This is a genomic window from Oribacterium sp. HCP3S3_B9, from assembly GCF_052064255.1.
In the GTDB taxonomy this organism is placed as follows: Bacteria; Bacillota; Clostridia; order Lachnospirales; family Lachnospiraceae; genus Oribacterium.
Genome location: NZ_JBQHVY010000006.1, coordinates 84,082 through 107,736, shown reverse-complemented (window position 1 = coordinate 107,736; position 23,655 = coordinate 84,082). Strand labels below are relative to the sequence as shown.

Below are 23,655 nucleotides of genomic sequence, written 5' to 3'. Positions count from 1 at the left end.
CAAATGTGATGCGCATCGTTGCTTCAAATGAAGCAGGTGATGGTTCATCGACCACGTGTGAGACCGGATGCAGTCGATCCTCTCTGCTGATCGGGAGCTCTGATATATTTATCGGAACAACCTCCTGCTTGCACTCGAGCCTTTCAGATCTGGCCGGAAGCTCACAGGCCTGCTGTCTCAATCGAGCGAGTGCCCGGTAAAATGTACTGGTCGGGATGCTGTTATCTCTACAGTATTCAAAGTCGCTTAAGCCGGATGCTCTGGCAGCGAGTATGATCTGATGCCACTCTTCATCAGAGCGGCGAGGTGCACGTTTATTCATCATGGGACTTCCTCTCTTCTTAAGTAGAGTAAAATAGTCCCATAGTGGAAGCGGCAGTGTAGTGAAATGATCCACCACTGTGAATGCCAGTGGGAAGACTGAGACTAAAATACTCTCGTTTTCCATGATTATGGCATTTTCAAAAGTATCAAACTAGCCGCACTGACACTGAGCGCTTACGATATGACTTTTACGCTAAAGTCGAATGGTGACTATGATCTGGTTGAGATGCCAGTACGCAAAGAAGCTGCATAACATCCACAGAGCTGCAAGACGGCCAGGATGAATACCCAAGATGGGTGTTCCCTGGCTGTCTTTTTTATTCCGCGAAAAGGCTCCAGATTGAATTCTGAGACGGCAACACAGATCACTGCGCTGCCATCTGAGCATTCAATGCTCAAAAAAATGTAATACCGCCGGAGTGACGTCCGAAGGCGGGGTACACATTCATCACAAATTTTTGCAGGCCGAGAGGTCGAGCGCAATTAGTGATGGAAGTACCCCCGGTCAAGTGCGTTCATTTTCGGCTGGGGCAGTACCTCCAAGGACGTCAGTCACTGTTTTGCCCTCTGACCCATTCGGTCAGAAAGGACAAGACTATGACAAAGAAGAACGTTACTGTGAACTACAATGGAGAACCGCTGAAGGCTGATGAGGTGCTGGTTTTCACTCCTTATGATGAGGAAGATGTCCAGAACAATGTGACTAACAAAGAAAGCGTTGTAACCATCACGAAAGCCGGGAAGTCTGTAAAGGCTGTCCTGAAAGCAGTACCGAAGGAATTTGAAGCTGTGGCAAAGGCGCAGTTTAATTCTTGGCAGAGAGAACAGCTGCCGAAACCTACGGAGGGACGCTGCATGATTCCACAGCCGGATGGTACATACAAGGAGTGCTCGTAGAAGACCGGTGATAACCGGGTATCCTGTACCAACTGCCCGAACAAGGGCAAGTTTGAAAGAAAGCTGATCGCCAAGGTCAGCATTGAAGAGCAGCAGGATGAGAATGAGCTTACCCTGGCAGAAGCTCCAGCAGCAGATCAGGCCCTCATTGAGGAGGAGAACCTTTCTGAAGCTCAACAGAGAATTGTGGCTAAGTTCGAGGCCATGATGGACAAGTCTCCGAAGCACTGCCTTGCTATGCTTCTCATGGGAATGGGCTACAAGGGGGAGGAATTCGCCAGCCGAATGCATCTGAAGCATGATGCGGCGAATCGTGTTCGCAATCAAGTCCTTGGCACAGCTCCGGAGGGAATTACGGATTTTGACCAGGTTGACACGCAGAACTTCAGTGCCAACAAGGTTGGAGATACGGAATACTACCGTAAAGAGGCACAGAAGGCATTGGAGACTCTTCTGAAAATGTATTTCTAAAATACTGCGGCACCGTGGAGGTATTGATCCACGGTGCCGTCTTTTACTCTTTCTTCAAAAAATGAAGAGTAGTCTAATCCAATAACCGGATGGAGGGGGCATCTCCTTTATTTAGGGGGTGCAAAAGGGGGTGCAATCGTTTCATTGTATCAAAATGGTGGTTACGATGAATGTAAAGTATGCTGTTATCCGTACTCCCAAAATCCTTTATTTTCAATGATTTTTACATTTTTATATACAGTTAGCCTAATCTGAGTTATAATGAGAACAGCCTATACGGGTGTACTCTATAACGATAACGCAGGAGGGCATTATGGCTATCGTTAAAAAATTGAAACAGCATCCGCCATTACCGCCGTCAAGATATGAGGTTGGCATTTATTGCCGTGTCAGCACTGCAAGTAAAACACAAGTCGTGAGCATTGGTCACCAGCTTTCCGGCCTTATTGCGGATGTGGCTAATAGTCAGCAGGCGCGGCTGTATGACGTCTATTTGGACATTCAGTCCGGCAGGACATCTGATAACCGTAAGAACTTAATGCGGCTCCTGGACGATTGTAGAACCGGGAGAGTGACTCTTGTGTACACCAAGTCCATCAGCCGATTTGCCAGAAATACGGTAGATGTTCTGACTATTGTCCGGGAACTGAAGAAGATGAATGTCCCTGTCTACTTTGAGAACGAGCAGCTGTATTCCTTTGACAACGAAGCAGAGCTGGCTATTAGCCTTTATGGAGCCATTGCCCAGGGCGAGTCTGAGAACAAGAGTGAGAATATCAAGTGGAGCCTGGATAAGGCTGCCCAGAACCCGGATGCACAAATATATAACCGGAAATGCTACGGATACAGCAACGCTGAAGACGGCAGCCTGGTAATCAACGATCCGGAGGCAGAGGTAATACGGCAGATATTCCAGATGTACTTGGATGGATATAGTATCGGCGGGATTAAGAAGTATCTGGAAGAAAAGGGAATTTTGACTTCCAGGGGAAAAACGACCTGGTCGAAGCGTTCCATCGAAACCATACTGGCCAATGAGAAATATGTCGGTGATGTCATTCTCTATAAGACCTTCTCCCCTAACTTCCCGGAGAAGAAGCGAATACCAAACAACGGAGAACATCAGAAATACATCCAGGAGGATCATCACCCGTCTATCATCTCACGAGAGACGTTCCGGGCAGTTCAGGAAATGCGTGAGAGCAGAAGCAACATTGAACGCCATGTAGATGGTACGGTAACCAGAAAGGCCAAGAGGTACACTGGGAAGAAAGAGTAAATATTGGTTTAAAGAGTTTTATGACTCGTTGTTTGGCGATTTGGTAAATCCCGATAAACTAATTTTATAGGGAACAGAAAATTTGAATTTGTGGAGATGATAAGATGGTCAATATTACAGATGTAAAACAGATTCTTCAACTTGCGATAGATGCCGAGATTAAAGTCTTTCTTGATGGTGGCTGGGGGGTAGATGCGTTGCTTGGACATCAGTCAAGAGTCCATAACGATATTGATATTTTTGTAGAAAAGAAAGATTATCAGAACTTTATAGAGATAATGAAAGCTAATGACTTTTATGAGATTAAGATGGAATATACAACATTGAACCATACTGTATGGAAAGATGCGAAAAACAGGATTGTTGATTTGCATTGTTTTGAATATACGGGCGAAGGTGAAATTCTTTATGAGGGGGATAACTTTCCGGTAGAAACTTTTTCTGGTAAAGGAAAAATTGAGGAGATAGAGGTTTCTTGTATTGAACCATATAGTCAAGTAATGTTCCATTTGGGATATGAATTTGATGAGAATGATGTACATGATGTGAAGCTATTGTGTGAGACATTTCATATCGAAATTCCAAATGAGTATAGATAACTGTAAATTCCAGTTTGACGATTTCAAATTTGTTGATTATGTAGTGTGAATTATCGTTGCTATTTTCTTAATATAGAGCGTATATAGACATACCAAAACAAGGAGGTATTTCGATATGCTTTATTTGAGAATAACAAACGAGGACGGGACTATTTCATTTCATCCGCTTAGAGAAAACAACATCTATGTTCACTGCGAGACTTGTGGTAGTATGGTTCCAATCGATGATCCCATCAATTTCATAGCGGACATGGCCGACATGGGAATTATCATGGATGATGCTTTTAATCGGTGCGAAAAATGCTCAGAAGAACATTTTGCTTGGGAAGAAGAATGCTGCGAAAGCTTGACAAGTGAATAATAATAAGAGGAAAGAGATATTGACCTTGGCGCGTTGATATCTCTTTTTTCGTGAAAGAAAAGACTACTCTGCAACCCTCCATAAAATGACGAGTAGCCCAATCCAATGCCCGGATGGAGGGGGTGCAAAAGGGGTGCAATCGTTGGATTGTATCAAAATGGTGGTTGCGATGAATCACTGAAAATGCGGCTCGCGTACAGCCATCCCGGCGGTCAGCACAAATATAAAGTTGATTTGTTCCCTCTTACACTGGGCACCGAAATTAATCCGAGATCACGAAAAAGCAAGTTCAAAAGATCTCAATTTGCACGAAAAAGCAAGTTCAGACATCGCTTCGGAAATTCTGTTAGAAGGCGGGACATTTTACATTTAACGCATTTTAACTCACAATAACGAGTTAAAAACAAATTTAACTCAACACGAAATGAATTAAAATGAGTTAGAATCGAATTAAATGTAAGTAAAAGATAGACAAGGGCACCAGCCCGTCAGCCCAAAAGGCAGGTCTAGATACACTGAGTAATTATTTCAGCGTGTCTGGACCTGCTTTTTTTAATTTTTTTGTCGTAATGCCCCTTTGCGGTAGTGAAACTAAAGCAAATCCGTACAACTAGGGCGGGCAACCCGTACAGCCGGTACCTAAAAATATCCATCCGTACGGGCTAAACTTGTACATGTAAGGAGCCAAACGACTCCTCTACAGGAACCTTGAAAATTACATACCATTCTTCAGGCACAGCCCTGTGATGGGGAGCCACATCAGCGGATGAACGCAACGATCGCCAATAGAAGGCGGGAGCGTGAACCGGCCTGTAAGTATCGGATTGCTTCCGATATACAGCATTGATCCATCACAGCACAATGATACTTCTGTACGCAGCTCGGTGAGAACCACGGAGGGGTTAGATTCCCATGGATCTGGTAGCAGCCAGACGCCTGAATGCATTCCCGGCAGGTCAGAGCACCTGTCAGTTCCCAGGGGTGTCGAGGACAAATGTGGGGATAACAAATGGCAGATCTTCTCGGTGTATCCGATGACACGGCTTATACCCTGATCAAACGGGATCACATTGAGACCTTTGAGGTAGATACCTGGATGCGTATCCGAAAGGATGTATTTGAGGCATGGTACAAAACGCAGACCAAGTATCGAACCCAAGCTGACCGGGAACGAGATGCAGAGCTGGAAGCCGCATCCATGACGATGCCGGAAATGGCCAGACTGCTTTTGATCACCCGGGATGATATCAAGTGGTTCCTGTTTCAGCAGAAACTCTAACGCGAGAACTAAGAAAGGAGTGAAAGACAATGGCATCCATTGTACAGAGAAATAACCGTTACAATGTCGTTTACCTTTACGACGATGAAGCAACCGGCAAGCGAAAGCAGAAATGGGAAAGCTTCAAGACCATGGCCGATGCAAAGCGCCGGAAAGCTGAGATTGAATATCGGCAGGAAATAGGCACTATGGTGATCCATCAGTGCAAGACGGTGGATGAGCTGCTGAAAGAGTATGTTGCTCTCTATGGCAAGACCACATGGTCCATGTCCGTCTACGGAAGCAATACGGCTCTGATCGAGCATTACATATCGCCGATCATCGGCAGTATGAAGCTCAGTGACGTGACAGCACGGGTTCTGGAGAAGTATTATATGCAGCTTCTGAAGACTCCTTCCGTGCACCGAATCACTCAGAAAGCGAATTCTAAAAATGTGATTTATGTGGCTCCGCCGACCGTAAGAACAACGCAGCACTGTTTGAGAAAGCCTTTTACAGCGGGAAGGGTTCAGACAGTATTGAGTCACCGGCTGAAACCGGATCCGAAGCAAAAGCAGCCCCTTCAGGTGTGGATCCTGACCTTCTGGCAAAGATACTCAGTAATCCGGAAATGGCAGCGCTGCTGACAAGCCTGGCGAAGAGCCTGAACTAAAATAAGGGCCGGATCACCGGCCCACCACTTACATAGAGAGTATTGTAAACTCGGATTTCATTCGAACCGGGAATGCAATACTCTCTTTTTGTGCGATAAGCTGCCAAGCGGACGGATGAGCTTGCTCATACGGACATTTGGCGGCCAACGTACATCGAGCCGATAGGCGAGATTATCGTTTTCCCCAGCGAGTGCTTTTCAGGGAGATGTGAGATATTCTGTTTAGACTCGCGGTTCGACTGCAGATGGGTTTTTGCTCGAAAAAGTGCTAAAATTGGCGGTAGATGAAAAATGTTCTTGTTCCCCTTTTTAGAAAAATCCAAAAAACTGCTAAAATGAACCGGTGAACATCTAACGACATCGGTGAACTTGGACGAACACGGAGCGACTCGGAATACGAAAAAAGCCTGACGGATAGCGACTTTCCTGTACATAGGTGAACACAGATGACAAATGTTCAATGGTTCTCCTAAGCGGAAGGTCGCGCGTTCAAATCGCGTCGCGAACATGAAATGACGGTGTCAGCCCCTTGCGAGTGTAAGTGGGCTGGCATCATTTAATTTCCGGTAACTGGATATTCTCTTCGGACAGGCGGTGCACTATACTAGGGAAAGTAAAAAGTCTATCCTGTTGTTTTATAAAGCGAGGTGATCGATATGACAGATTCTGAATTACATGAAATCACGAGAGAGGCGTCGCAGGTGATCCGTGCGCTGCTGGAGCAGACGGAGCTTCGCGAGCACAGTGTGCTTGTGGTGGGCTGTTCGTCGAGTGAGATCCTCGGCGGGCACATCGGGAAGATCGGCAGTATGGAGGTCGCGGATGCGGTGTATCAGGGGATCGCGCCGGTGCTGCAGGAAAAGGGCATCGATCTCGCGGCGCAGTGCTGTGAGCATCTGAACCGTGCCGTGATCGTGGAGCGTGCGTGTGCGCTTCGAAACGGCTATGAGATCGTGTCGGTCTGCCCGTGGCCACATGCGGGCGGCAGCTGGGCGACGACCTGCTGGCAGCACTTCGAGGACCCGGTAGCGGTCGAGGAAGTGCGTGCGGACGCCGGGATCGATATCGGCGATACGCTGATCGGGATGCATCTGAAGCGCGTCGCCGTGCCGGTGAGACTGCGTATTTCACAGATCGGCGCGGCACACGTGGTCTGCGCGAAGACACGCCCGAGATTATGGGGCGGCGAACGTGCGCACTATACGCCGTACGAGGGAGACCAGGCATGATAGAGAAGATAGCGGCACATGTAGTCTGCGCGAAAACACGCCCGAGATTATGGGGCGGTGAGCGTGCGCACTACACAGCGTTTGAGGGAGGACAGGCATGATAGAACAGGAACAGATGGAGCGGATGCAGCAGGCGGTCGCGGAGATCCGCCGCACGATGGCCGAGGCGGCGATCCGTGCAGGACGGAAGCCGGAGGAGATTCTTCTCTGTGCGGCCTGCAAAACACGTACCGTCGAGGAGGTCAGGGCGAGCGCAGAGCTTCCGATCGACATCTTCGGCGAGAACCACGTACAGGAGCTCGTCGAGAAGACGGATGCGGGCGCCTACCTCGGGAAGCCGGGCCACTTTATCGGCCATCTTCAGACAAACAAGGTGAAGAAGGTCGTCGGCCGTGCGTCGCTGATCCAGAGCGTGGACAGCGAGCATCTCGCCCTCGCGATCGAGAAGGAAGCCGCGAAACGGGAACTTCAGCAGGATATCCTTCTGGAAGTCAACATTGGCGAAGAAAGCAGTAAGAGCGGGGTCAATGCAGACGGCCTCTGGTCTCTGTTTGAGCGCCTGCTCGCGACGACCCCGCACCTCGATATTCGTGGCCTCATGGCGATCCCGCCGGCGGACGCCAGCGAAGACGAGACCCGCCGCTTCTTCGCGAAGATGCGCGGACTCTACGAGGAAGCCGCACAGCGCTACGCCGGCAGCGTCGACATGCAGTACCTCTCCATGGGCATGAGCGGCGATTACCCGCTCGCCATCGCGGAAGGCGCTAACATCGTCCGCATCGGCACCGCCATCTACGGCCCGCGCGATTACTCCGCGAAGGCGTAAATTAATGGGGTCTGACCCCATTAATTTTTTCTAAACGGAATCTAAACTCGAGTTTATGGGGTCAGACCCCCTTACGAAATTCTTAAGACAGAAAAACAGCCGGGTGGAAACACCCGGCTGTTCGTTTACGATGCTGTGTTTTTATGGATTCGGTGGGCTCTGTGGATTCAGCATGACGGAGGCGTAGAAGATGCCGTCACGCCACTCGAAGCGGGCATCGCCGTCGTAGCGCTGGGCGATGTAGCGGATCGAGACAGTGCCGACGCCGTGACCTTCGTGCTTCGTGGAGACGAGCTCGCCCTCGTCCCAGATCGGCTTCCGGCTGCAGGTGTTGTCGACCACGATGGAGAGGCAGGCGTCGCCGTTCTGCTTTACGATCACGCGGATGGCCTGATCAGAACGGATATCCGCAGCCGAGGACACGCCGACGCGCGGATCGATCGCCGTGGCCGCGGTGGAGGCAGTGAGGCTGTCGGCTGCGGCCGGAACAGTATCCACCTCGGTGACGAGTCCGCCGGCATTGGCCTCGGCAGAAGCAGCGCCCGACGATGCGCCACGACTCAGCTCAGTCTTACAGGCGTCGACGGCATTCTCGAGGAGGTTTCCGAGGAGGACACAGAAGATCGGGTCCGGAATCAGAAGACGCTCCGGGAGCTGTACACGGGCGGTGAAGCGGATCCCGGCGGCTTCCGCATGCCCCGCGTAGTAAGCGACGACCGCGTTCACGGTCGGGTTGTTACTGTAGGTCTTCGACGGCGTATCCACGTGCTCTGCAGTGTACTCAGCGAGGTAGGTCCGGATCCCATGGAGGTCATTCCGGTCCGCCAGTTCCTTCAGCACCATGCGATGATGGCGGAAATCGTGGCGGGCGCGCCGGCTCTCCATGATGCGCGTCTTCAGCATCTCGAACTGCTCCGTCTGGACGCGCAGGAGATTTTCCATGGTCTTGTTTCGCTCGTTCGTGATGATCTGCTCCTGCAGATTCTTCATAAAGAGGATCAGCAGATGACTCAGCATGAACATACAGAGCAGCAGCAGGATACGGGCGAGCAGCGCGAGACTGCCGACATGGCCGTCCCGGATCGTGCCGGTGAGCAGCAGGATCATCGTGGTCGCGACGAACGGAAGCAGCCACGCCGTCATCCAGAAATCATGGATCTCGACGGATATCAGCGTCCTAAGGATCTCGTGCAGAAATGTAGACATCGGAATCATGGTACTGAGCGTCATGACGAGCGTCACGACGCCGGCCTGCCAGCTGTAAAAATCGAGGGCGATGTTGTTCTCACAGAGGAAGAAGGTCGCGGCGCGGATCGCCAGCAGATAGTCGATCGTAAAAATAAAATGAAAGAGGATGATCCACCTGTCCGTCCGGGAATTCAGCATCATCAGCACGAGAAACAGCGGGGCCGCGAGGTACTGCACGTACACCGCAGGGAAGCCGAGCTTCACCAGAAGCCCGAAGATGCATAGATATCCGCACTCCCAGAGGAGTATGCGTAGAAGGGTGCGCCGCTTCGAAGAGCGGAGACTGTCCAGCGCCGGCAGGTACCCCACAAAAAGGAACGGAAACGTATTCAGTGCTTCGTTGATGATCAGTTCGGTCATAGCGCCTGCCCCTCTCTCAGCGTTTTAAAGGTATAGTCGAGGTACCGCTCACGTACATCGCTGTACTTCAGTCGGCTGATCGCGATGGTGGCACCGCACTTCATGTCGAAACGGTCGCTCTGCAGCTTATGCACATCCTCGAAGTTCACGAGGACGCCCTTCATGCAGTCGCAGAACCAGTCGAACGGAAGCAGCAGCTGCTGAAACTCCTTCTGGCTCAGATTCACCTCCAGCGTCCCGCCATCCTTCATGTACACCATGATCCGCCGGCTCACGTACTCCGTGTAGGCGATGTTATGCAGAAACAGCCGCACATTTTTCCCCTGAGACGGCACCATCACATAGCGGTCGCGCTCGATGCGGTCCATGTTGCAGCGGTCCAGCGCCCGCGTGACCTGCGCCTCATTCACCGGCTTCAGCAGATAGTAGGTCGCATTCACGTCGTAGCTGTCGATGGCGAAATCCGGCGACGTCGTCACGAAGAGAAGACTGCAGTTCGTATCCTGCTCCCGGATCCGCCGCGCCGTTTCCATGCCGGTCATACCGCTCATATAGATGTCGAGAAAGATGATATCGTAACGTGTCGACTCGAAGTGCTCGAGGAAGGCCTCCCCGCTCGCAAACAGATCCGTCTGATCACAGAACAGTCCATGCGTCGACAGGTAGTGCGCGACCAGGCCCGAAAGACGCTCCGCCTCGCCCTTGATATCATCTACAATCGCGATCTTCATACCGCTCCCCCTCTGATCAGGCTAATGCAGTCGACCTGCACGCTCGTGGCTTTCACCGCTGCAGCTTCGTCCGCCACAGCCAGCCCCTGCACGCCGTGGCACGCTTCCGGCGCCTTCGGCTGATGCAGTCGACCTGCACGGTCGTGGCTTTCACCGCAGTTCTCCGCACCACGACCGTGCGATCTCTGATCACATTATACCCCATCCTGGAAGGGAATCGGCATCTTATATAAATTATAATCCTTCCCCGAAAGAGCGACAGTACATCTTGTGTATGCTTAACTACATCTTGCGATTTCGCGGCGGTCCATGCCTCCGGCCTCCGCATCGTCATGCCGCAGTTTCTGTAACTGGCTTTCACAAAAAGCGTTTCCCAGTCGGATAAATATCCTTCCATTTAAAAAGCGGCAGGCTCCACACGGTCCGCCGCTTTTTGAATCATAAATTACTGCCAGCTTCATCTGTTTAATCTCCATGTACTATTTATAAGGCGTGATGGTATAATTTTAAAAAGTATAGTTAAAGGAGATAAGAAGATGAAGTATGATTTTACGTCAATTATGGATCGTGTCGGTAAAGACGCGATCGCAGTAGAAGCGCTCGGTCAGATGAAGATGGCCCCGAAGCCACCGAAAGACGGCTTCGACATCATCCCGATGTGGGTAGCCGACATGAACTTCCCGACCGTTCCGACGATTCCGAAAGCCATCATCGAGCGGGCGAAGCACCCGGCATATGGTTACTTCTCCCCACGCAAAGAGTATTACGACGCCATCATCCAGTGGCAGAAGAACCGAAACGGCGTCACCGACCTGACCCCGGAGTGTATCGGTTATGAAAACGGTGTTCTCGGCGGCGTGATTTCAGCACTTAATGTCTACTGCTCCAGAGGCGATAACGTCCTGGTTCACAAGCCGACCTACATCGGCTTCACCAACAGTCTGACGAACAATGGCTATCACATCGTTCACAGTGATCTCGTAAAGGATGAGAACGGCGTATGGCGTATGGATTTCGACGACATGGAGAAGAAAATCGTAGAGAATAAGATTCATGCAGCGATTTTCTGTTCACCGCACAACCCTTGTGGTCGTGTATGGGAGCGCTGGGAGATCGAAAAGGCCATGGAGATCTATAAGAAGCATGATGTCATGGTTATCTCAGATGAAATCTGGTCCGATATCATCACCACCGGCCATAAGCATATCCCGACACAGAGCGTATCGGAGGATGCGAAGATGCGTACCGTTGCGCTCTATGCACCGAGTAAGACCTTTAACCTCGCCGGTCTGATCGGAAGCTACCACATCATCTATAACAAACATATCCGTGACCGCGTAGAAAAGGAGTCCAGCTTAGGACACTATAACAGCATGAATGTCCTCTCCATGCACGCGCTGATCGGTGCTTATCAGCCGGAAGGATATGAGTGGCTTGAAGAGCTCCGCGAAGTCATCACCGGAAATATCGATTATGCCTGCAACTATATCCGGGATCACTTCGAGGGTGTTTCTGTAGCCCGTCCGGAAGGAACCTATATGCTGTTTGTTGACTGCAGCGAGTGGTGTGAGAAGCACGGAAAGACCATCGAAGATGTCGAAAAGGCTGCATGGGATGTCGGCGTCGCCTGTCAGGACGGTCGTATGTTCCACGGCCCATGCCACTTACGTATCAACCTCGCACTTCCACTCTCGAGAGTACAGGAAGCATTTGACCGCCTCGACAAGTACGTATTCAACGCGTGATGAAGAGGCGAGCCGCTACGTGCACAGTCACTACAACTTCTGCAGGACCGTTGACATCGACGCCACCATCGCCCTCGTCACTCACCTCGTGCAGGACCTCAGCAGCGCAGACCTCCGGCACATCCTCCGCCGCGACATCCTCTCGGAGGACGACTGACCACGCCGTCTTCCCAATCAGTACAGAACTCATATAACTGAAGAGGTATGAATACAGCGCCGGGCGGTTAATATAATTCAAATTATCATAATCTAAATTATATTAACTGCCCGGCACTGCTATGTCCTCGGCCAATGCCTCCGCCCTCTACATCATCGCTCCGCCGTTCCTGTGACTGGCTTTCGCAAAAAGCGCTTTCCGGTCGCTCCTGCCATTATGTTTTTCGCAGACTCGTCGTAAATCGTCCTCCTGCCATTATGTTTTTCGCAGACTTGCCTCCCGGCAACCTTATGACATTAACTCTGACGAATCCCGGCAGAGAATTCTCGAGCAGATTTCCGGTTTTTGACGCAAATATACCATTTTCTCGACCAGTGACATTATCTCGCCCCACGACATCTCGCTGAAAAAGCTTCGGCAAGGGCTCTCGGCGCACTAAACATAATGTCACGCCTTCCAGAATTGTCCCCTCTGCGAAAAAACATAATGTCATGCAGCCAGAAAATCGTCTCTTTGTAAAAACTCCCTAATGTCACGACTTCTGAAATCGAGGGGATTGCGAGAAAACTCAAAAAAGTTAATGGCATGCGCAGCGGAAATCCGGAATTTGCGAAAGGTACATAATGTCACACCGTCTGGAATTCCAGGGCTTGCGAAAAAATCCAAAAAAGTTAATGTCACATAGACCGGAAAACATCACTTTGCGAAAGCCTCATTTTGCCAGTACATTGTGGTGACTGACCGAACAAGCTATAATCAAATATAGTCTATCCTCGCAATGAACCGCGTAAAAAACAACACTCACTGCAGGAACTTAACATGCATTGATCCCATAGGAGTTGTCTATGTGCTGTCGCTTTTACATCGATAAAGAAAGTCCGGAAATGCAGAAAATCATCGCGCAGATGAACCGCTCCCCACTGATGCAACGCTGGCCCTCCACACAATCTGAAGCCTTTGCTCTCGACGCCCAGACATCATCTCTGCAGGCCAGCTTTCTCTCATCGCGGACTCCAGAGGCACAGCTTCACGGCTCCTTGTCTCCGACGGCACTTTCTACACCCAACGTAATCCCGCCTCTCGACATCCGCCCGACCGACCTCGCGCCGGTTATCGCGCCTGACCGCAACGGCCAGCCTGCGGTTTTTCCGATGCAGTGGGGCTACAATGCCCGCTCGCTCCTCATTAACGCACGCGTCGAAACAGCCGCCGAAAAACCGACCTTTCGCGAAGACTGGATCCGCCACCGCTGCATCATCCCCGCAAGCGGCTATTACGAATGGGAGCACCTAAGCGCCCCGGACAGCAAGCCAAAAACCGGCGACAAGTACGCCATCTATCCCGTGCACAGCACCATGACCTGGCTCTGCGGACTCTATCGCATCGAGGCCGGCCTTCCTCACTTCGTCGTCCTGACACGCGAACCCGCAGACAGCATACGCTTCATCCATGACCGCATGCCGCTGATTCTGTCCGAAGATCATCTTTTTTCCTGGCTTGCTCCGACCACAAACCCCGCTGACATCCTCCCGCATGCCATCACCGACATGACCTTCTTAAGAATTTCATAATGGGGTCAGACACTATATACCCGTAGAGGTATAAATACAGCACCTCCATTTTCTCAAAGATTGACACAATCAAACATCGATAATATAATTCAAATTATCATAATTCAAATTATATTAATTAAGAAAGGCGGACTATATGGACTTCATCGGGAGAGCGTCAGAGCTCGCGACGCTGAATGCGGAATATACGCGAGAGAGTGGTTTCGTCGTCGTGTATGGACGGAGACGGGTCGGAAAAACGACGCTGATCAAAGAATTCATAAAAGATAAGCGTGCGTTTTATTTTCTGGCGACGACGGAAAGTGAAGCACAGAGCCGGAAGCGCTTTGCCTCCGTCCTTTCACGTGGCATGAATAATCCGATGCTCGCGAAAGTCACGTTCGATGACTGGCTGGATCTGTTTCAGCTGGTAGCAGACGATCATCCGGATGAAGAAAAGGTTCTGGTCATCGATGAGTTTCCCTATCTCGTGAAAACGAACCCGGATTTCCCTTCGATACTGCAGAATGCATGGGATGAAATACTGAAAGACCACCATGTGATGCTCATCCTCAGCGGCTCACTGATCAGCATGATGAAAAAGCATGCCTTGTCGTATGACAGCCCACTCTATGGACGAAGAACCGCGCAGATTCGCCTGATGCCGCTGCCATTTACCGACGTATACGTAACGCAAAACATGTCCTTTGAAGATACCGTCATGCAGTATGCCATCACAGGCGGCGTGCCGAAATACATGGAGCTCTTTCAGCCGGACGAGCCACTGATCGAGCAGATTCAGCGTGTGATACTGTCGAAAAACGGTTTCCTCTATGAAGAACCGGATTTCCTTCTGAACGAAGAAGTGCAGGCGCCGGTGAATTATTTTTCTGTGCTCAAAGCAATCTCAGACGGAAACCACAAGCTGAGTAAAATCGGTCTTAGCATCGGACAGGACAGCGCTGCGATCACACCGTACCTGAAGACGCTGATGGACCTCGGATATGTCGCGAAACATGTTCCGATCACCGAGAAAAATCCGGAACGTTCCCGAAAAGGCCTCTATTATGTAGCCGATAACTTCATCCGATTCTGGTTCACCTATGTATATCCTTTCAAAGGAGAGCTGGAACTGGGAAATCAGCAGATCGTGCTGGATCAGATGGAAAAAGACTTTCAGCAGAAGTTTGTGGCCTTTTCCTATGAAAGCATCTGCCGCGATATTTTCGCAGAACTGTGCCGCAGACAGCAGATCGAGTTCACACCATCCCGCATCGGTGCATACTGGTGCAACGACCATGAAGACGACACCGAAATCGATGTGGCTGCCGTAGACAACCGAAACAGACGTCTGTTCCTCGGCGAGTGTAAATACCAGCAGAAGCCGGTAGATGTCGCCGTGTACGCATCCCTGCAGGAGAAAGCCAAATCTCCGGATCTGGCAAAAGCCTTTAAGGATTACGAAATCATCTATGGACTCTTCTCAAAAAGCGGATTCACAGACCGCCTGACCAGCATCGCAGAAGAGAATCCACGGCTTCTACTGATACAGGAAGACCAGCGCCTCTAGCATAGTGCAGGGGGCACTCGACCTCTACTCACCTTAAGAATTTCGTAATGGGGTCAGACCCCATATACCCGAAGAGGTATAAACACAACGCCGGGCGGTTAATATAATTCAAATTATTATAATCTGAATTATATTAACTGCCCGGCGTTACCATGTCTTCAGCCAATGCCTCCGCCCCTTACATCATCGCTCCGCCGGCGCGCAGCAGTGCCCGAAAGTCAGCGCGCCCGCGCCTCCCGGCAGTCGATGAAGATTCACACTCAAAACTGACCCGGGTCAATTTTAAGTGTGAATCTCACCGTGAAATAACCGCACAGAAACCTGTACAACAGCCAGAAAAAAATAAGCCCCGACGCAGACGTCACTGTCCGCCCGGAGCTGCCATATTATTCCACGTCATCTTACGATAAAGATATAATTTCTACCAGTATTATCCTGAAAGTTCTGTTGATATCTATACTGTCATGCTTTTTAAAGCCTTCAACTGATCTCGTTTCGCATAAATCACATTCAAAATATAAAGCGAACCAGAAGACTCATCAGCTTTACTTCAAGCTCCTTTCCAGATCATCAAATACATCATCCATAGCTCTGCCCTGCTTTGCAATAGCCTGAGAATAACTATGCTGAATCATCGCAGAAATAATCTTTGTATTTTCTTCAATTTCTGCCAGTTCTTTTGCTGTATCAGAATCGATTTTCTTCACATGATTTTTATAATCTGCCCAGGTTTTCATAATTCAAGTCCCCTTTCGAAACGTGTAGACTACCTCATAAACATGATGGCGTGCATGCTGTAAAAAGTCAATCGGCGACTTCATTTGAAATCCTTACTAAAGTTCTTATCCAATGCCTCCGCCCTCCACATCGTTACGCCGCCGACCGACCACGGGCTCAACAGTAATTCCTGCAAGCTCCGGTTTTGAGAATTTCGTGATGGGGAATTCCAGGGATTGCGAAAAAATCGAAAAAAGTTAATGCCACATAGAATGGAAAACCTCACTTCGTGAAAACAAATAATGTCCCCCCCTCGATCAAAACGACCTTTTGCGTCAGGCGCACAGAAAATGAAATGATTGTATCAAAACAGCAGCAGGAATGTGATAAAATCAGAAGCATATTAAATCTCGTATTTACGTAGCTCATCTTTAACCGCCGGAGGCCTGCCTATGGACTTAGTATTACATACCGATGCTTCCTACAGGAACGATCTGGACACGGGTAAGTTCGCGCGTATGCTGGACGATCCGTCGCAGTGCTATAAGTTCTACTGGCTGGAGGCAATCCTCAACCTGCTGCCGACCGAGGAAGGCGACATCAGCTTCGAAAAGATCATCGACGAGATGATCTGCGACGCGTGGTACTCCGTGACGCGCTACAAGCTGCATCTCGGCCCGACGATCCGGGGCAAGTGCGAGAATGCGATGGAGCGTGCGATCAATGTCATCAACCGGGATGATCAGATGTCCTATGCGTCCTCGAAGGATGAAATCATGCATGGCATTGAGCAGCATCAGGCGGAGATCCGGGCGGATAAGCTCACACTGACGATCAATGTTCCATACCGGCTGCTGTCCTCCTTCCTCGATGAAATCGGCGGCAGTAATAAGATGTGGTACAAGTCTGGAGAGATGATCCGGTACATCAGCCTGCTGAACCAGGACACCGCACTTCCGTACATCATCATTGACGGAAAGGGTCTGGAGAAGAAAATCCGCATCCATCCGGAGTGGCGCCGGCTGATCATCGACAACTACCCGATTATCAAGGGCTGGATTCAGATGAAGAAGGTGCGCTTCCTGCAGGATCGCAATCCGGGCGTGCCGGGCATCATCTATAAGCTGGCGCCGGAAAATGAAAACGGCCGTAAGCTGTCGAACGCCAAGGCGCTCTGGAAAGAGGTGGCGGATGCGCTCGCGACGCCGATTCACGACATCTATTCCGGCCACGAGATCGATGTTCGAAAGAGTGATCTTGATCACTTCGTGCCGTGGTCTTTCGTCGCCAATGATGAGCTTTGGGACCTCATCCCGATGGAGCGTCGGCTGAATTCCAGTAAGAGCAACCGCCTCCCGGAGTGGGATCTCTACTTCGGTAATCTGGCCGCGCTCCAGTATAAGATGTATGAAACCGTCTTCAGCCACGAGCAGATCCAGAAGGCCTTCGAGAAGTGTCGCCGCGATAATCTCAATGCGATGTGGGCGGTCGAAAATCTGTATATCCCCGGAAATACCGAGGAGCAGTTCACGAACATCCTCGAGCACAACCTGAGACCGGTCTATGACGCCGCGAAGCTGCAGGGCTACGGTCTGTGGAGATATACAGATTATGTGGTTATCCGGTAAGAGAAATGTGGAAAACCATGTCGCTCTGAATGATGAATATGTCTCCGATGTCGCGTTATAAAACAGGACACTTGTAGGTGGATAATTGGAGAAACCTCGTGGATGCATAGAATTTCACTGCAGGGTGGGTCAAATCTGAGTGTAAAACGGATCAGTTTTAAGTGTAAAAAATGATGACGAACGAGAAAAACCAGACGATAGCATATTATGACGATCCCGCCAACGCCTATGCGGATCAGACGCTCCATGCGGACATGAGTGAAAGCTACGAGCGTTTTGAGAAGTATCTCACGCCGGGCGCAGCGGTGCTGGATGCCGGCTGTGGAAGCGGTCGGGACAGTCTGCACTTCATGCAGGCCGGTTACGCCGTGACCGCCATCGATGCGTCGAAGGAAATGTGTGCATTTGCATCGCGGCTTCTGCAGCAGGAGGTCCGACAGCTGCGCTTTCAGGAGTTGGATTACGATGCATGTTTCGACGGCATCTGGGCGTGCGCGTCGCTGCTCCACGTACAGGAGCGGCAGCAGGGTGAGGTGTTCCACCGACTGATGTGCGCACTCGTTCCGGGCGGCGTGCTCTACGCATCCTGGAAATACGGCGAAACGGAGCGCACCGAAGCGTCGAGCGGCCGCCTGTTCTGCGACATGACAGAGCAGAGGGTGGAAGCATTGGCTCAGGTGGAAGGCGGTGCCAGCATCGAAGCGTGCTGGATATCCGAAGATGTGCGCGCGGACCGGCGAAGCCAGAAGTGGCTGAATGTGATTTTCAGGAAGGAGACCTGATGATATGAGTTTAATAGGAGTTGCGAGTGCGGATTCCGTCTGGCGCGGCATGGAGTACTATGAAGATAAAATGGTGGCTTCATGGAATGAAGCGGCCGATGGTACTTATGATGGCGTGGTAGAGGGTAGCAATGGAAACAGCTATGTCGTGCATGTCGATAAGATTCATCCTAGAAAATCCACGTGCACCTGTCCTTTCGCCGAGGGGCGACGTGTTGTGTGTAAGCATATGATTGCGCTGTATTTCACAGCGGAACCGAAAGTGGCAGAAGATTTTAAGAAACAGGTGGAAAATTGGGAGCGCGAGGAGGAAGAGCGGGCGAAGCAGCATTACGACGACTTGAAAAAATATGTAAATAGTCTTAAAAAGCAGGAACTGCAGATGCAACTCTATGATGCGCTCGTAGAATTAGAGGAGATAAAAAATCGTCGGTGGTATTGAGGCGGCGCGCAAGGAAACGGCCGGTGGCGCTCTGTTCCGCGGCGTGACGATGTCGAGGGCAGAGGCATTGGCCCAGAACGGATTTATACTGAAATTTGACCTGGGTCAGCTTTAAGTATAAATCAAAAGAGCCTTATGGTTTAAGACGGGGATATAGTTCCGGGTGACAGGCAATGATAGGACGCTCCGCGCTTCAGAGTACCTGCATTCACACGGAAAGATTTCACCTGGAGTGCTCCTCTTTCTCCCAAAATGTATGTATAATTGGGAGAAAGATGGGCGTTTTGGGAGAAAGGGCGATGTATGAGAGCGTTTGATTACTCGAAGCTGAAGGAAAGAACCTGGGATAATGAGATTCTGGCGTATGTGGCGCAGATTCATGAATATAAAGGGAAGCAGGAAGGGTATGCGCAGCAGAAAACGGTTGAGCTGCAGCGGCTAGTGAAGATTGCGCGGATTCAGAGTACGGAAAGCTCGAACCGGATCGAGGGCATCGTCACTACAAACGCGAGACTGAAGCAGCTGGTGCAGGATAAGACGACGCCTGGAAACCGGGCAGAGGCGGAGATACTGGGGTATCGGAATGCGCTGAACATCATTCATGAATCCTATGAGGCGATTCCGATTCGGAGCAATTATATCCTGCAGCTTCATGGTGAACTGCTGAAGCATACCGCGTTTTCCTATGCCGGAAAATTCAAGACGACACCAAACGAGATCGATATGGTGCTAGAGAGCGGAGAGAAGGTGGTGCTGTTCCGACCGCTGGAACCCTATGAGACGCCGGAGGCGGTAGAGCGTTTATGTGATGCATATGACCGGGCCCTCAGAGATGGTACGGTGGATCCACTTATTCTGATTCCGTGCTTCATACTGGATTTTCTCTGCATTCATCCGTTTAACGATGGAAATGGCCGTATGAGTCGGCTGCTGACGTTGCTGCTCTTATATCGGAGCGGGTACATGGTCGGGCAGTATATCAGTATCGAAAAGGCGATCGCGGACTCGAAGGAAAGCTACTATGATGTTCTGCAGCAGGCGGATCAGAGATGGCAAGAGGGGGAAAATGATCCGAAGCCGTTTATCCGCTATATGCTGGCGATCATACTATCGTGCTACAGGGAACTTGAAAGCCGTATGCGTCTGTCTGGTCAGATCGGGAAAAAGAGCACAGCTTACGATATCGTAAAGATGTATGTACAGGGGACACTGGGGAAGTTCTCCAAGCAGGATGCGCTGGAGGCATGCCCGGGGCTCGGAAGTTCGTCAGTGGAGTCTGCACTAAAAAAACTGGTGGAGGAAGGTGCCATCATACGAACCGGTGCGGGACGGAAGACGAAATACATGAGAAGTACAGAGACGTGACGATGCAGAGGGCAGCGGCATTGGCGCAGGACAGCGGTGCCGCTTTCAAAACTTGAAAAATTTTTGAGTTTTGAAAGTGAGGGCGTTCCACATAGTGGATTCACACGGCAATGTTTAATGCAGGCTGTGAAAGCCTTGATTTTTTTAATGATTGAGCATAATAAAAACGAGAACAGAAATGTTCTCGATGTAAGAGCATCGTTAAAAGCTGGGCTGCAGATTGGATCAGGTTATTTTTGCTATTAAATAGACAACGGCTTAACTGCAAAAAACTGCCGTTAAGCCGCCATAGTTATCATAGAAGATCTCTCAATTTACAGAAAAAATTTCACACCGTCAATCTTTGAAATTACTACGTTTTCTACTACTTAGGCACATAACTATAATGCCGTGATTTGCAAGGATTTGCGAGATATTCCTTAGTAGTAATGGACTACTTAGAGGTTGAAAAATACTGCTACTAATAACCTCTTATGATATTTACGCTGATAATACATATTTGGTCTTTAAATCATTACAGCGATTATAGTTTATGAAGCCTTCCTTTTGCAGACGTCCCACAACAACTCCACAAAGAATGTGTTCTTCTTGAGCAAAGGCACAAATGGCTGCTTTTGAAAAATCATTCTGAGTAGTAAATGTGTTGAATTCTTCTGTAGGAATTAGTGTTTCTTTTGCAAAGCTGTCAGCGGCATCTTCATCTTCTTCGGTTGTTCCATTTGGCTGGTTGATGTGACCAAGTAAAATATGACCAAGCTCATGGAATAGACTAAACCAGAATTTATCTGCATCTTTGCCGCAAACTGTTAAGCCAACAACTATTTTGTTTCCGTCGTAGAAAGTTGCACCATGCAGGAAAGAACCTCCAATGTGAGGGAGAAATACAAGCGCAATACCGCAGTTGGATAATAGCTCAATCAACTTAGGGCAGAAATCCGAAGGATTCATTGTGGTCATGCTTCTTATTTCTGGCAAACTTTTCTTAAGCGATTTTAAATCAACTAATGAAGTTTTAATAGTACGAGCCTCCAGTTTGGCTTTCTGTGCCCATGCCAATAGAGCAAGATTACTTTTTTCTGTTTCGGCTAATCTACGACATGCTATTTTTGACAATTGCATATCCTCAATAATTTCAAGGTTTACAACTTCAAAATATTTTCTAAGATAAATAACCTTTTCGGTTGTATCTCTGGTCTCAGGAACCCAACCATTTTTAGACATTTCACGATAAGGTAGTTTTTTTGCAAGTTCCTTATCAGCATCCATGTCATTCTCAGCGTTGGCTTTTACAAGTTTTTCACGATAAGTGGACTCTAGTTTATTCCAAAACTTAGCAGGAACACCTAATACCATTTCTAAACGAACAGCAACATCCGGAGTCAACTGAACTTCGCCATTGATTAATTTACTAATATGTTTTTCGGACATACCCATGCGTACTGCAAATTCTTTCTGGCTAAGTCCTCTATCAAGCAACTGCTCTTTAATAGTTGCTCCCGGTGGTGTTGCAATAAAACTGCGACTTTTCACCATCGTAATACCTCCTTAAATGAAACGGAACTTTAATGATAATCTACAATTTCCATTACGTTTGCAATTTGAATTTCATTCCCTATTTTTTCAAAAACCAGTCGATAGGGATGAACTAAATCCATTGCGTATTGACCTTTGCGATTTCCTTTTAATGGATGACATCTTCCAATATGGAATTGAACCATCTCTTCAACAGTATCGGATGCATCTATTTCATCTATACGCTGATGGATTTTTTCGGCCATTTCTGAACCATATTTCTTTTCTGCCTCGCTTGCGATTGTACACACCTTTTCAATCTTGCGAGTTTTATATGTTATTTCCAATCCATCACCTCTTTCGCAAGTTTACCTTTGAGGTAAATATATTATATCCTTATTTACTATAAATATCAATATTTTTTGTTTACCTGAGAGGTAAACAAAAATCAGCAAAATTTAAATCCCGATGGAATTTACTCTTTCACTGGAATTTAAATTTTCAAGTTAGCTCTTTGAAATCTGATGTGAACTTAATGACAGAAGGAGACACCTTCTTCGTATATCGATTCTGTTCTAAGATTTTAATTTGCTCTAGTGTAAATGAGTTCTTCATAATAATAGCCTCCAAGGATAATTGAATTGTATCAAATGATCCTTAGAGGCTGTATCTGCTTAATGGGATATCTCCAAAAATACTGCTTACTTTACTGGATTTACCCTGAAAATCTGTCTACTCTGCGGGGTACACTTTACTTTAAGCCCCTCAAACCAAACCCTTAAAAACGCAACCCCTCAATAAGTTTGGAGACCCAATTTCGGTGGGGATTCAGCTGAGCTGACCGCCAGGGGGATGACGGTGTGTCGCTGTGGACAGGCCGGGGCACCGCGGGGTTATTCTACCGCCATCATGGTGCAGGCGGTGATATAGCCGTTTGCATCCGTCGCGCTTACGCTCATATAGTTGTAGTCGATATGGCGGGCGAGGAAGTCGGAGATCGACATCACGTCATCGTAGTTATCGCCCGGACCAACATAATAGCTCACGGTTACGAGGCAGTTCTTCGCGAAGCGGGCGTTCGTGATGATGCCGCACTCCATCGGTTCCCAGACGCCCGGGGCACTGCCCTGGTGATAGATCGGGATGAAGGCGTCCGCCGCATAGCATGGGCCATAGTCCGTCAGCTCACTGATATACGAGTCCTTCACTTCGGCGAAGTTGTAATACGGAACGCCGTCCGGCAGGTAGTAGCAGTACTGGCCGTTCGCCATGTGGATCGCATACGCTGGCATGAGGACCGGGTAGATCATGTCGCTCGTATACCAGGATGCGCCGGCGCTGTAGGCGTAGAAGTTTGCGATACCGTTTTCGTCGATATTGATGCAGAGGGTCTCGCCATCCCCGTTCAGGGTGAGCATCGTCTGCTTCGACATCATGCCGTTCGCATCGAAGTGATAGAGCTCTGCCTTCTGGTCGTGGTTCTCATCGAGCCACAGCCAGCAGTTCTTCGCGAAATCGCCGTCGTCGGTCATGTAGGCCCAGTCCTGGCCCATCGGCACCCACTGTCCCGCCACGGCCGCGATCGGACTGATCGTCATCGCGCAGGCGAGCAGCGCCGCAAAAAATTTCATCTTTCGTTTCATAAAAGCCTCCTTTCTGAGTGTACGCTTATATTCACGAACATGGTGTATCTACAACAAACTTACCATGTTTTCAGGCGGAGGTAAAATACAAATCGGCGATGGGACGATAGGAAAGAGAGGGGCGTACGATCATTTTCGTGAGGCCACGAAAATGATCGGCAAGTTTATGAGTTCTGACTACATTAAGTTTTAATCTTCATGCCAGATGCAACGCATTTCGCTTTTCGTCTCATTCGAATGAGACGAAAGCTGATATTCGGCTCAATTTGCGTTTCATAAAGTTAATGG

At 49.3% G+C, this 23,655-nt stretch carries 26 protein-coding genes; 17 read left to right on the top strand and 9 right to left on the bottom strand.

What is annotated here, in order from left to right; all coding sequences use genetic code 11:
• The coding region (gene tnpA, locus ACTNC3_RS05215; protein WP_441226706.1) for an IS66 family insertion sequence element accessory protein TnpA at positions 1–448 on the bottom strand (448 nt) is incomplete at its 3' end.
• Between the two features lie 473 nt (positions 449–921).
• Between tnpA and ACTNC3_RS05210 the strand changes: the two genes are divergently transcribed.
• The 9 genes from ACTNC3_RS05210 to ACTNC3_RS05170 all read left to right on the top strand — a co-directional run bounded on the left by ACTNC3_RS05210 (position 922) and on the right by ACTNC3_RS05170 (position 7,917).
• Positions 922–1,221: a hypothetical protein gene (locus ACTNC3_RS05210; protein ID WP_441226705.1), complete on the top strand. Its 300-nt coding sequence runs from the start codon at positions 922–924 to the stop codon at positions 1,219–1,221.
• A 186-nt stretch (positions 1,222–1,407) separates the two neighbouring features.
• Entirely contained in the window at positions 1,408–1,692 is a 285-nt protein-coding gene (locus ACTNC3_RS05205; RefSeq protein ID WP_441226704.1) for a hypothetical protein, read from the top strand.
• A gap of 313 nt (positions 1,693–2,005) precedes the next feature.
• Positions 2,006–2,971 carry a recombinase family protein gene (locus ACTNC3_RS05200; protein WP_441226703.1) on the top strand — a complete coding sequence of 322 codons (966 nt, stop codon included), beginning with the start codon at positions 2,006–2,008 and terminating at the stop codon, positions 2,969–2,971.
• Between the two features lie 104 nt (positions 2,972–3,075).
• A complete protein-coding gene (lnu(C), locus tag ACTNC3_RS05195) occupies positions 3,076–3,570 on the top strand; it encodes a lincosamide nucleotidyltransferase Lnu(C) (protein WP_075720925.1) in 495 nt (164 codons plus the stop codon).
• Positions 3,571–3,685: 115 nt separating this feature from the next.
• Positions 3,686–3,931 carry a hypothetical protein gene (locus tag ACTNC3_RS05190; RefSeq protein ID WP_441226702.1) on the top strand — a complete coding sequence of 82 codons (246 nt, stop codon included), beginning with the start codon at positions 3,686–3,688 and terminating at the stop codon, positions 3,929–3,931.
• Positions 3,932–4,940: 1,009 nt separating this feature from the next.
• Positions 4,941–5,210, top strand: a complete 270-nt coding sequence (locus ACTNC3_RS05185; RefSeq protein WP_441226701.1) for a hypothetical protein — start codon at positions 4,941–4,943, stop codon at positions 5,208–5,210.
• A 29-nt stretch (positions 5,211–5,239) separates the two neighbouring features.
• The gene (locus tag ACTNC3_RS05180; protein ID WP_441226700.1) at positions 5,240–5,836 is read left to right on the top strand and encodes a hypothetical protein; all 597 of its coding nucleotides are present in this window, start codon (positions 5,240–5,242) and stop codon (positions 5,834–5,836) included.
• Positions 5,837–6,512: 676 nt separating this feature from the next.
• Positions 6,513–7,091 carry a TIGR01440 family protein gene (locus ACTNC3_RS05175; RefSeq protein WP_410043713.1) on the top strand — a complete coding sequence of 193 codons (579 nt, stop codon included), beginning with the start codon at positions 6,513–6,515 and terminating at the stop codon, positions 7,089–7,091.
• A 97-nt stretch (positions 7,092–7,188) separates the two neighbouring features.
• Complete coding sequence (locus ACTNC3_RS05170; protein WP_410043672.1) at positions 7,189–7,917, top strand: YggS family pyridoxal phosphate-dependent enzyme; 729 nt, start codon at positions 7,189–7,191, stop codon at positions 7,915–7,917.
• A 141-nt stretch (positions 7,918–8,058) separates the two neighbouring features.
• On the opposite strand, the gene ACTNC3_RS05165 is transcribed toward ACTNC3_RS05170, so the two are convergent.
• The 4 genes from ACTNC3_RS05165 to ACTNC3_RS05150 form a co-directional block, all read right to left on the bottom strand.
• Positions 8,059–9,525, bottom strand: a complete 1,467-nt coding sequence (locus tag ACTNC3_RS05165) for an ATP-binding protein (protein WP_441226699.1) — start codon at positions 9,523–9,525, stop codon at positions 8,059–8,061.
• Positions 9,522–10,256, bottom strand: a complete 735-nt coding sequence (locus tag ACTNC3_RS05160) for a LytR/AlgR family response regulator transcription factor (RefSeq protein ID WP_441226698.1) — start codon at positions 10,254–10,256, stop codon at positions 9,522–9,524. Before ACTNC3_RS05160 ends, ACTNC3_RS05165 begins: the two co-directional genes overlap by 4 nt.
• 52 nt (positions 10,257–10,308) lie before the next feature.
• Positions 10,309–10,449 (bottom strand): hypothetical protein, encoded by a 141-nt coding sequence (locus ACTNC3_RS05155; protein WP_441226697.1) that lies wholly within the window; start codon positions 10,447–10,449, stop codon positions 10,309–10,311.
• An 85-nt stretch (positions 10,450–10,534) separates the two neighbouring features.
• Positions 10,535–10,717, bottom strand: a complete 183-nt coding sequence (locus ACTNC3_RS05150; protein ID WP_441226696.1) for a hypothetical protein — start codon at positions 10,715–10,717, stop codon at positions 10,535–10,537.
• A gap of 75 nt (positions 10,718–10,792) precedes the next feature.
• Between ACTNC3_RS05150 and ACTNC3_RS05145 the strand changes: the two genes are divergently transcribed.
• The 4 genes from ACTNC3_RS05145 to ACTNC3_RS05130 all read left to right on the top strand — a co-directional run bounded on the left by ACTNC3_RS05145 (position 10,793) and on the right by ACTNC3_RS05130 (position 15,278).
• Positions 10,793–12,001, top strand: a complete 1,209-nt coding sequence (locus tag ACTNC3_RS05145; RefSeq protein ID WP_441226695.1) for a MalY/PatB family protein — start codon at positions 10,793–10,795, stop codon at positions 11,999–12,001.
• Positions 12,002–12,020: 19 nt separating this feature from the next.
• Positions 12,021–12,158, top strand: a complete 138-nt coding sequence (locus ACTNC3_RS05140; RefSeq protein WP_441226694.1) for a hypothetical protein — start codon at positions 12,021–12,023, stop codon at positions 12,156–12,158.
• 884 nt (positions 12,159–13,042) lie between these two features.
• Positions 13,043–13,729, top strand: coding sequence for an SOS response-associated peptidase (locus ACTNC3_RS05135; RefSeq protein ID WP_441226693.1), 687 nt, complete (start codon positions 13,043–13,045; stop codon positions 13,727–13,729).
• Between the two features lie 136 nt (positions 13,730–13,865).
• Positions 13,866–15,278 carry an ATP-binding protein gene (locus ACTNC3_RS05130; RefSeq protein ID WP_441226692.1) on the top strand — a complete coding sequence of 471 codons (1,413 nt, stop codon included), beginning with the start codon at positions 13,866–13,868 and terminating at the stop codon, positions 15,276–15,278.
• Between the two features lie 545 nt (positions 15,279–15,823).
• On the opposite strand, the gene ACTNC3_RS05125 is transcribed toward ACTNC3_RS05130, so the two are convergent.
• On the bottom strand, positions 15,824–16,015 hold the full coding sequence (locus ACTNC3_RS05125) for a hypothetical protein (protein WP_441226691.1): 192 nt from the start codon (positions 16,013–16,015) through the stop codon (positions 15,824–15,826).
• A gap of 432 nt (positions 16,016–16,447) precedes the next feature.
• Between ACTNC3_RS05125 and ACTNC3_RS05120 the strand changes: the two genes are divergently transcribed.
• From ACTNC3_RS05120 to ACTNC3_RS05105, 4 genes are all read left to right on the top strand, one after another.
• Positions 16,448–17,623, top strand: a complete 1,176-nt coding sequence (locus tag ACTNC3_RS05120; protein ID WP_441226690.1) for an HNH endonuclease domain-containing protein — start codon at positions 16,448–16,450, stop codon at positions 17,621–17,623.
• A gap of 170 nt (positions 17,624–17,793) precedes the next feature.
• Positions 17,794–18,405, top strand: coding sequence for a class I SAM-dependent methyltransferase (locus ACTNC3_RS05115; RefSeq protein WP_441226689.1), 612 nt, complete (start codon positions 17,794–17,796; stop codon positions 18,403–18,405).
• Between the two features lie 4 nt (positions 18,406–18,409).
• The gene (locus tag ACTNC3_RS05110; protein WP_441226688.1) at positions 18,410–18,847 is read left to right on the top strand and encodes an SWIM zinc finger family protein; all 438 of its coding nucleotides are present in this window, start codon (positions 18,410–18,412) and stop codon (positions 18,845–18,847) included.
• Positions 18,848–19,150: 303 nt separating this feature from the next.
• Positions 19,151–20,212 carry a Fic family protein gene (locus ACTNC3_RS05105; RefSeq protein ID WP_441226687.1) on the top strand — a complete coding sequence of 354 codons (1,062 nt, stop codon included), beginning with the start codon at positions 19,151–19,153 and terminating at the stop codon, positions 20,210–20,212.
• A gap of 480 nt (positions 20,213–20,692) precedes the next feature.
• Here ACTNC3_RS05105 and ACTNC3_RS05100 read toward each other — a convergent pair whose 3' ends face one another.
• The 3 genes from ACTNC3_RS05100 to ACTNC3_RS05090 all read right to left on the bottom strand — a co-directional run bounded on the left by ACTNC3_RS05100 (position 20,693) and on the right by ACTNC3_RS05090 (position 23,367).
• Entirely contained in the window at positions 20,693–21,745 is a 1,053-nt protein-coding gene (locus ACTNC3_RS05100; RefSeq protein WP_441226686.1) for a HigA family addiction module antitoxin, read from the bottom strand.
• A 29-nt stretch (positions 21,746–21,774) separates the two neighbouring features.
• Positions 21,775–22,071 (bottom strand): type II toxin-antitoxin system RelE/ParE family toxin, encoded by a 297-nt coding sequence (locus tag ACTNC3_RS05095; RefSeq protein ID WP_154477530.1) that lies wholly within the window; start codon positions 22,069–22,071, stop codon positions 21,775–21,777.
• 546 nt (positions 22,072–22,617) lie between these two features.
• Positions 22,618–23,367 carry a hypothetical protein gene (locus ACTNC3_RS05090; protein ID WP_441226685.1) on the bottom strand — a complete coding sequence of 250 codons (750 nt, stop codon included), beginning with the start codon at positions 23,365–23,367 and terminating at the stop codon, positions 22,618–22,620.
• Positions 23,368–23,655 lie beyond the last annotated feature (288 nt).

Excerpts from the sequence above, each read along its gene's own strand:
- ACTNC3_RS05185 (WP_441226701.1), top strand. The coding sequence starts at position 4,941 with ATGGCAGATCTTCTCGGTGTATCCGATGACACGGCTTATACCCTGATC.
- ACTNC3_RS05135 (WP_441226693.1), top strand. The coding sequence starts at position 13,043 with ATGCAGAAAATCATCGCGCAGATGAACCGCTCCCCACTGATGCAACGC.
- ACTNC3_RS05145 (WP_441226695.1), top strand. The coding sequence starts at position 10,793 with ATGAAGTATGATTTTACGTCAATTATGGATCGTGTCGGTAAAGACGCG.
- ACTNC3_RS05110 (WP_441226688.1), top strand. The coding sequence starts at position 18,410 with ATGAGTTTAATAGGAGTTGCGAGTGCGGATTCCGTCTGGCGCGGCATG.
- ACTNC3_RS05105 (WP_441226687.1), top strand. The coding sequence starts at position 19,151 with ATGAGAGCGTTTGATTACTCGAAGCTGAAGGAAAGAACCTGGGATAAT.
- ACTNC3_RS05120 (WP_441226690.1), top strand. The coding sequence starts at position 16,448 with ATGGACTTAGTATTACATACCGATGCTTCCTACAGGAACGATCTGGAC.
- ACTNC3_RS05200 (WP_441226703.1), top strand. The coding sequence starts at position 2,006 with ATGGCTATCGTTAAAAAATTGAAACAGCATCCGCCATTACCGCCGTCA.
- ACTNC3_RS05160 (WP_441226698.1), bottom strand. The coding sequence starts at position 10,256 with ATGAAGATCGCGATTGTAGATGATATCAAGGGCGAGGCGGAGCGTCTT.
- ACTNC3_RS05165 (WP_441226699.1), bottom strand. The coding sequence starts at position 9,525 with ATGACCGAACTGATCATCAACGAAGCACTGAATACGTTTCCGTTCCTT.
- ACTNC3_RS05210 (WP_441226705.1), top strand. The coding sequence starts at position 922 with ATGACAAAGAAGAACGTTACTGTGAACTACAATGGAGAACCGCTGAAG.
- ACTNC3_RS05170 (WP_410043672.1), top strand. The coding sequence starts at position 7,189 with ATGATAGAACAGGAACAGATGGAGCGGATGCAGCAGGCGGTCGCGGAG.
- ACTNC3_RS05115 (WP_441226689.1), top strand. The coding sequence starts at position 17,794 with ATGATGACGAACGAGAAAAACCAGACGATAGCATATTATGACGATCCC.
- ACTNC3_RS05190 (WP_441226702.1), top strand. The coding sequence starts at position 3,686 with ATGCTTTATTTGAGAATAACAAACGAGGACGGGACTATTTCATTTCAT.
- ACTNC3_RS05130 (WP_441226692.1), top strand. The coding sequence starts at position 13,866 with ATGGACTTCATCGGGAGAGCGTCAGAGCTCGCGACGCTGAATGCGGAA.
- ACTNC3_RS05180 (WP_441226700.1), top strand. The coding sequence starts at position 5,240 with ATGGCATCCATTGTACAGAGAAATAACCGTTACAATGTCGTTTACCTT.
- ACTNC3_RS05150 (WP_441226696.1), bottom strand. The coding sequence starts at position 10,717 with ATGAAGCTGGCAGTAATTTATGATTCAAAAAGCGGCGGACCGTGTGGA.
- ACTNC3_RS05125 (WP_441226691.1), bottom strand. The coding sequence starts at position 16,015 with ATGAAAACCTGGGCAGATTATAAAAATCATGTGAAGAAAATCGATTCT.
- ACTNC3_RS05100 (WP_441226686.1), bottom strand. The coding sequence starts at position 21,745 with ATGGTGAAAAGTCGCAGTTTTATTGCAACACCACCGGGAGCAACTATT.
- ACTNC3_RS05090 (WP_441226685.1), bottom strand. The coding sequence starts at position 23,367 with ATGAAACGAAAGATGAAATTTTTTGCGGCGCTGCTCGCCTGCGCGATG.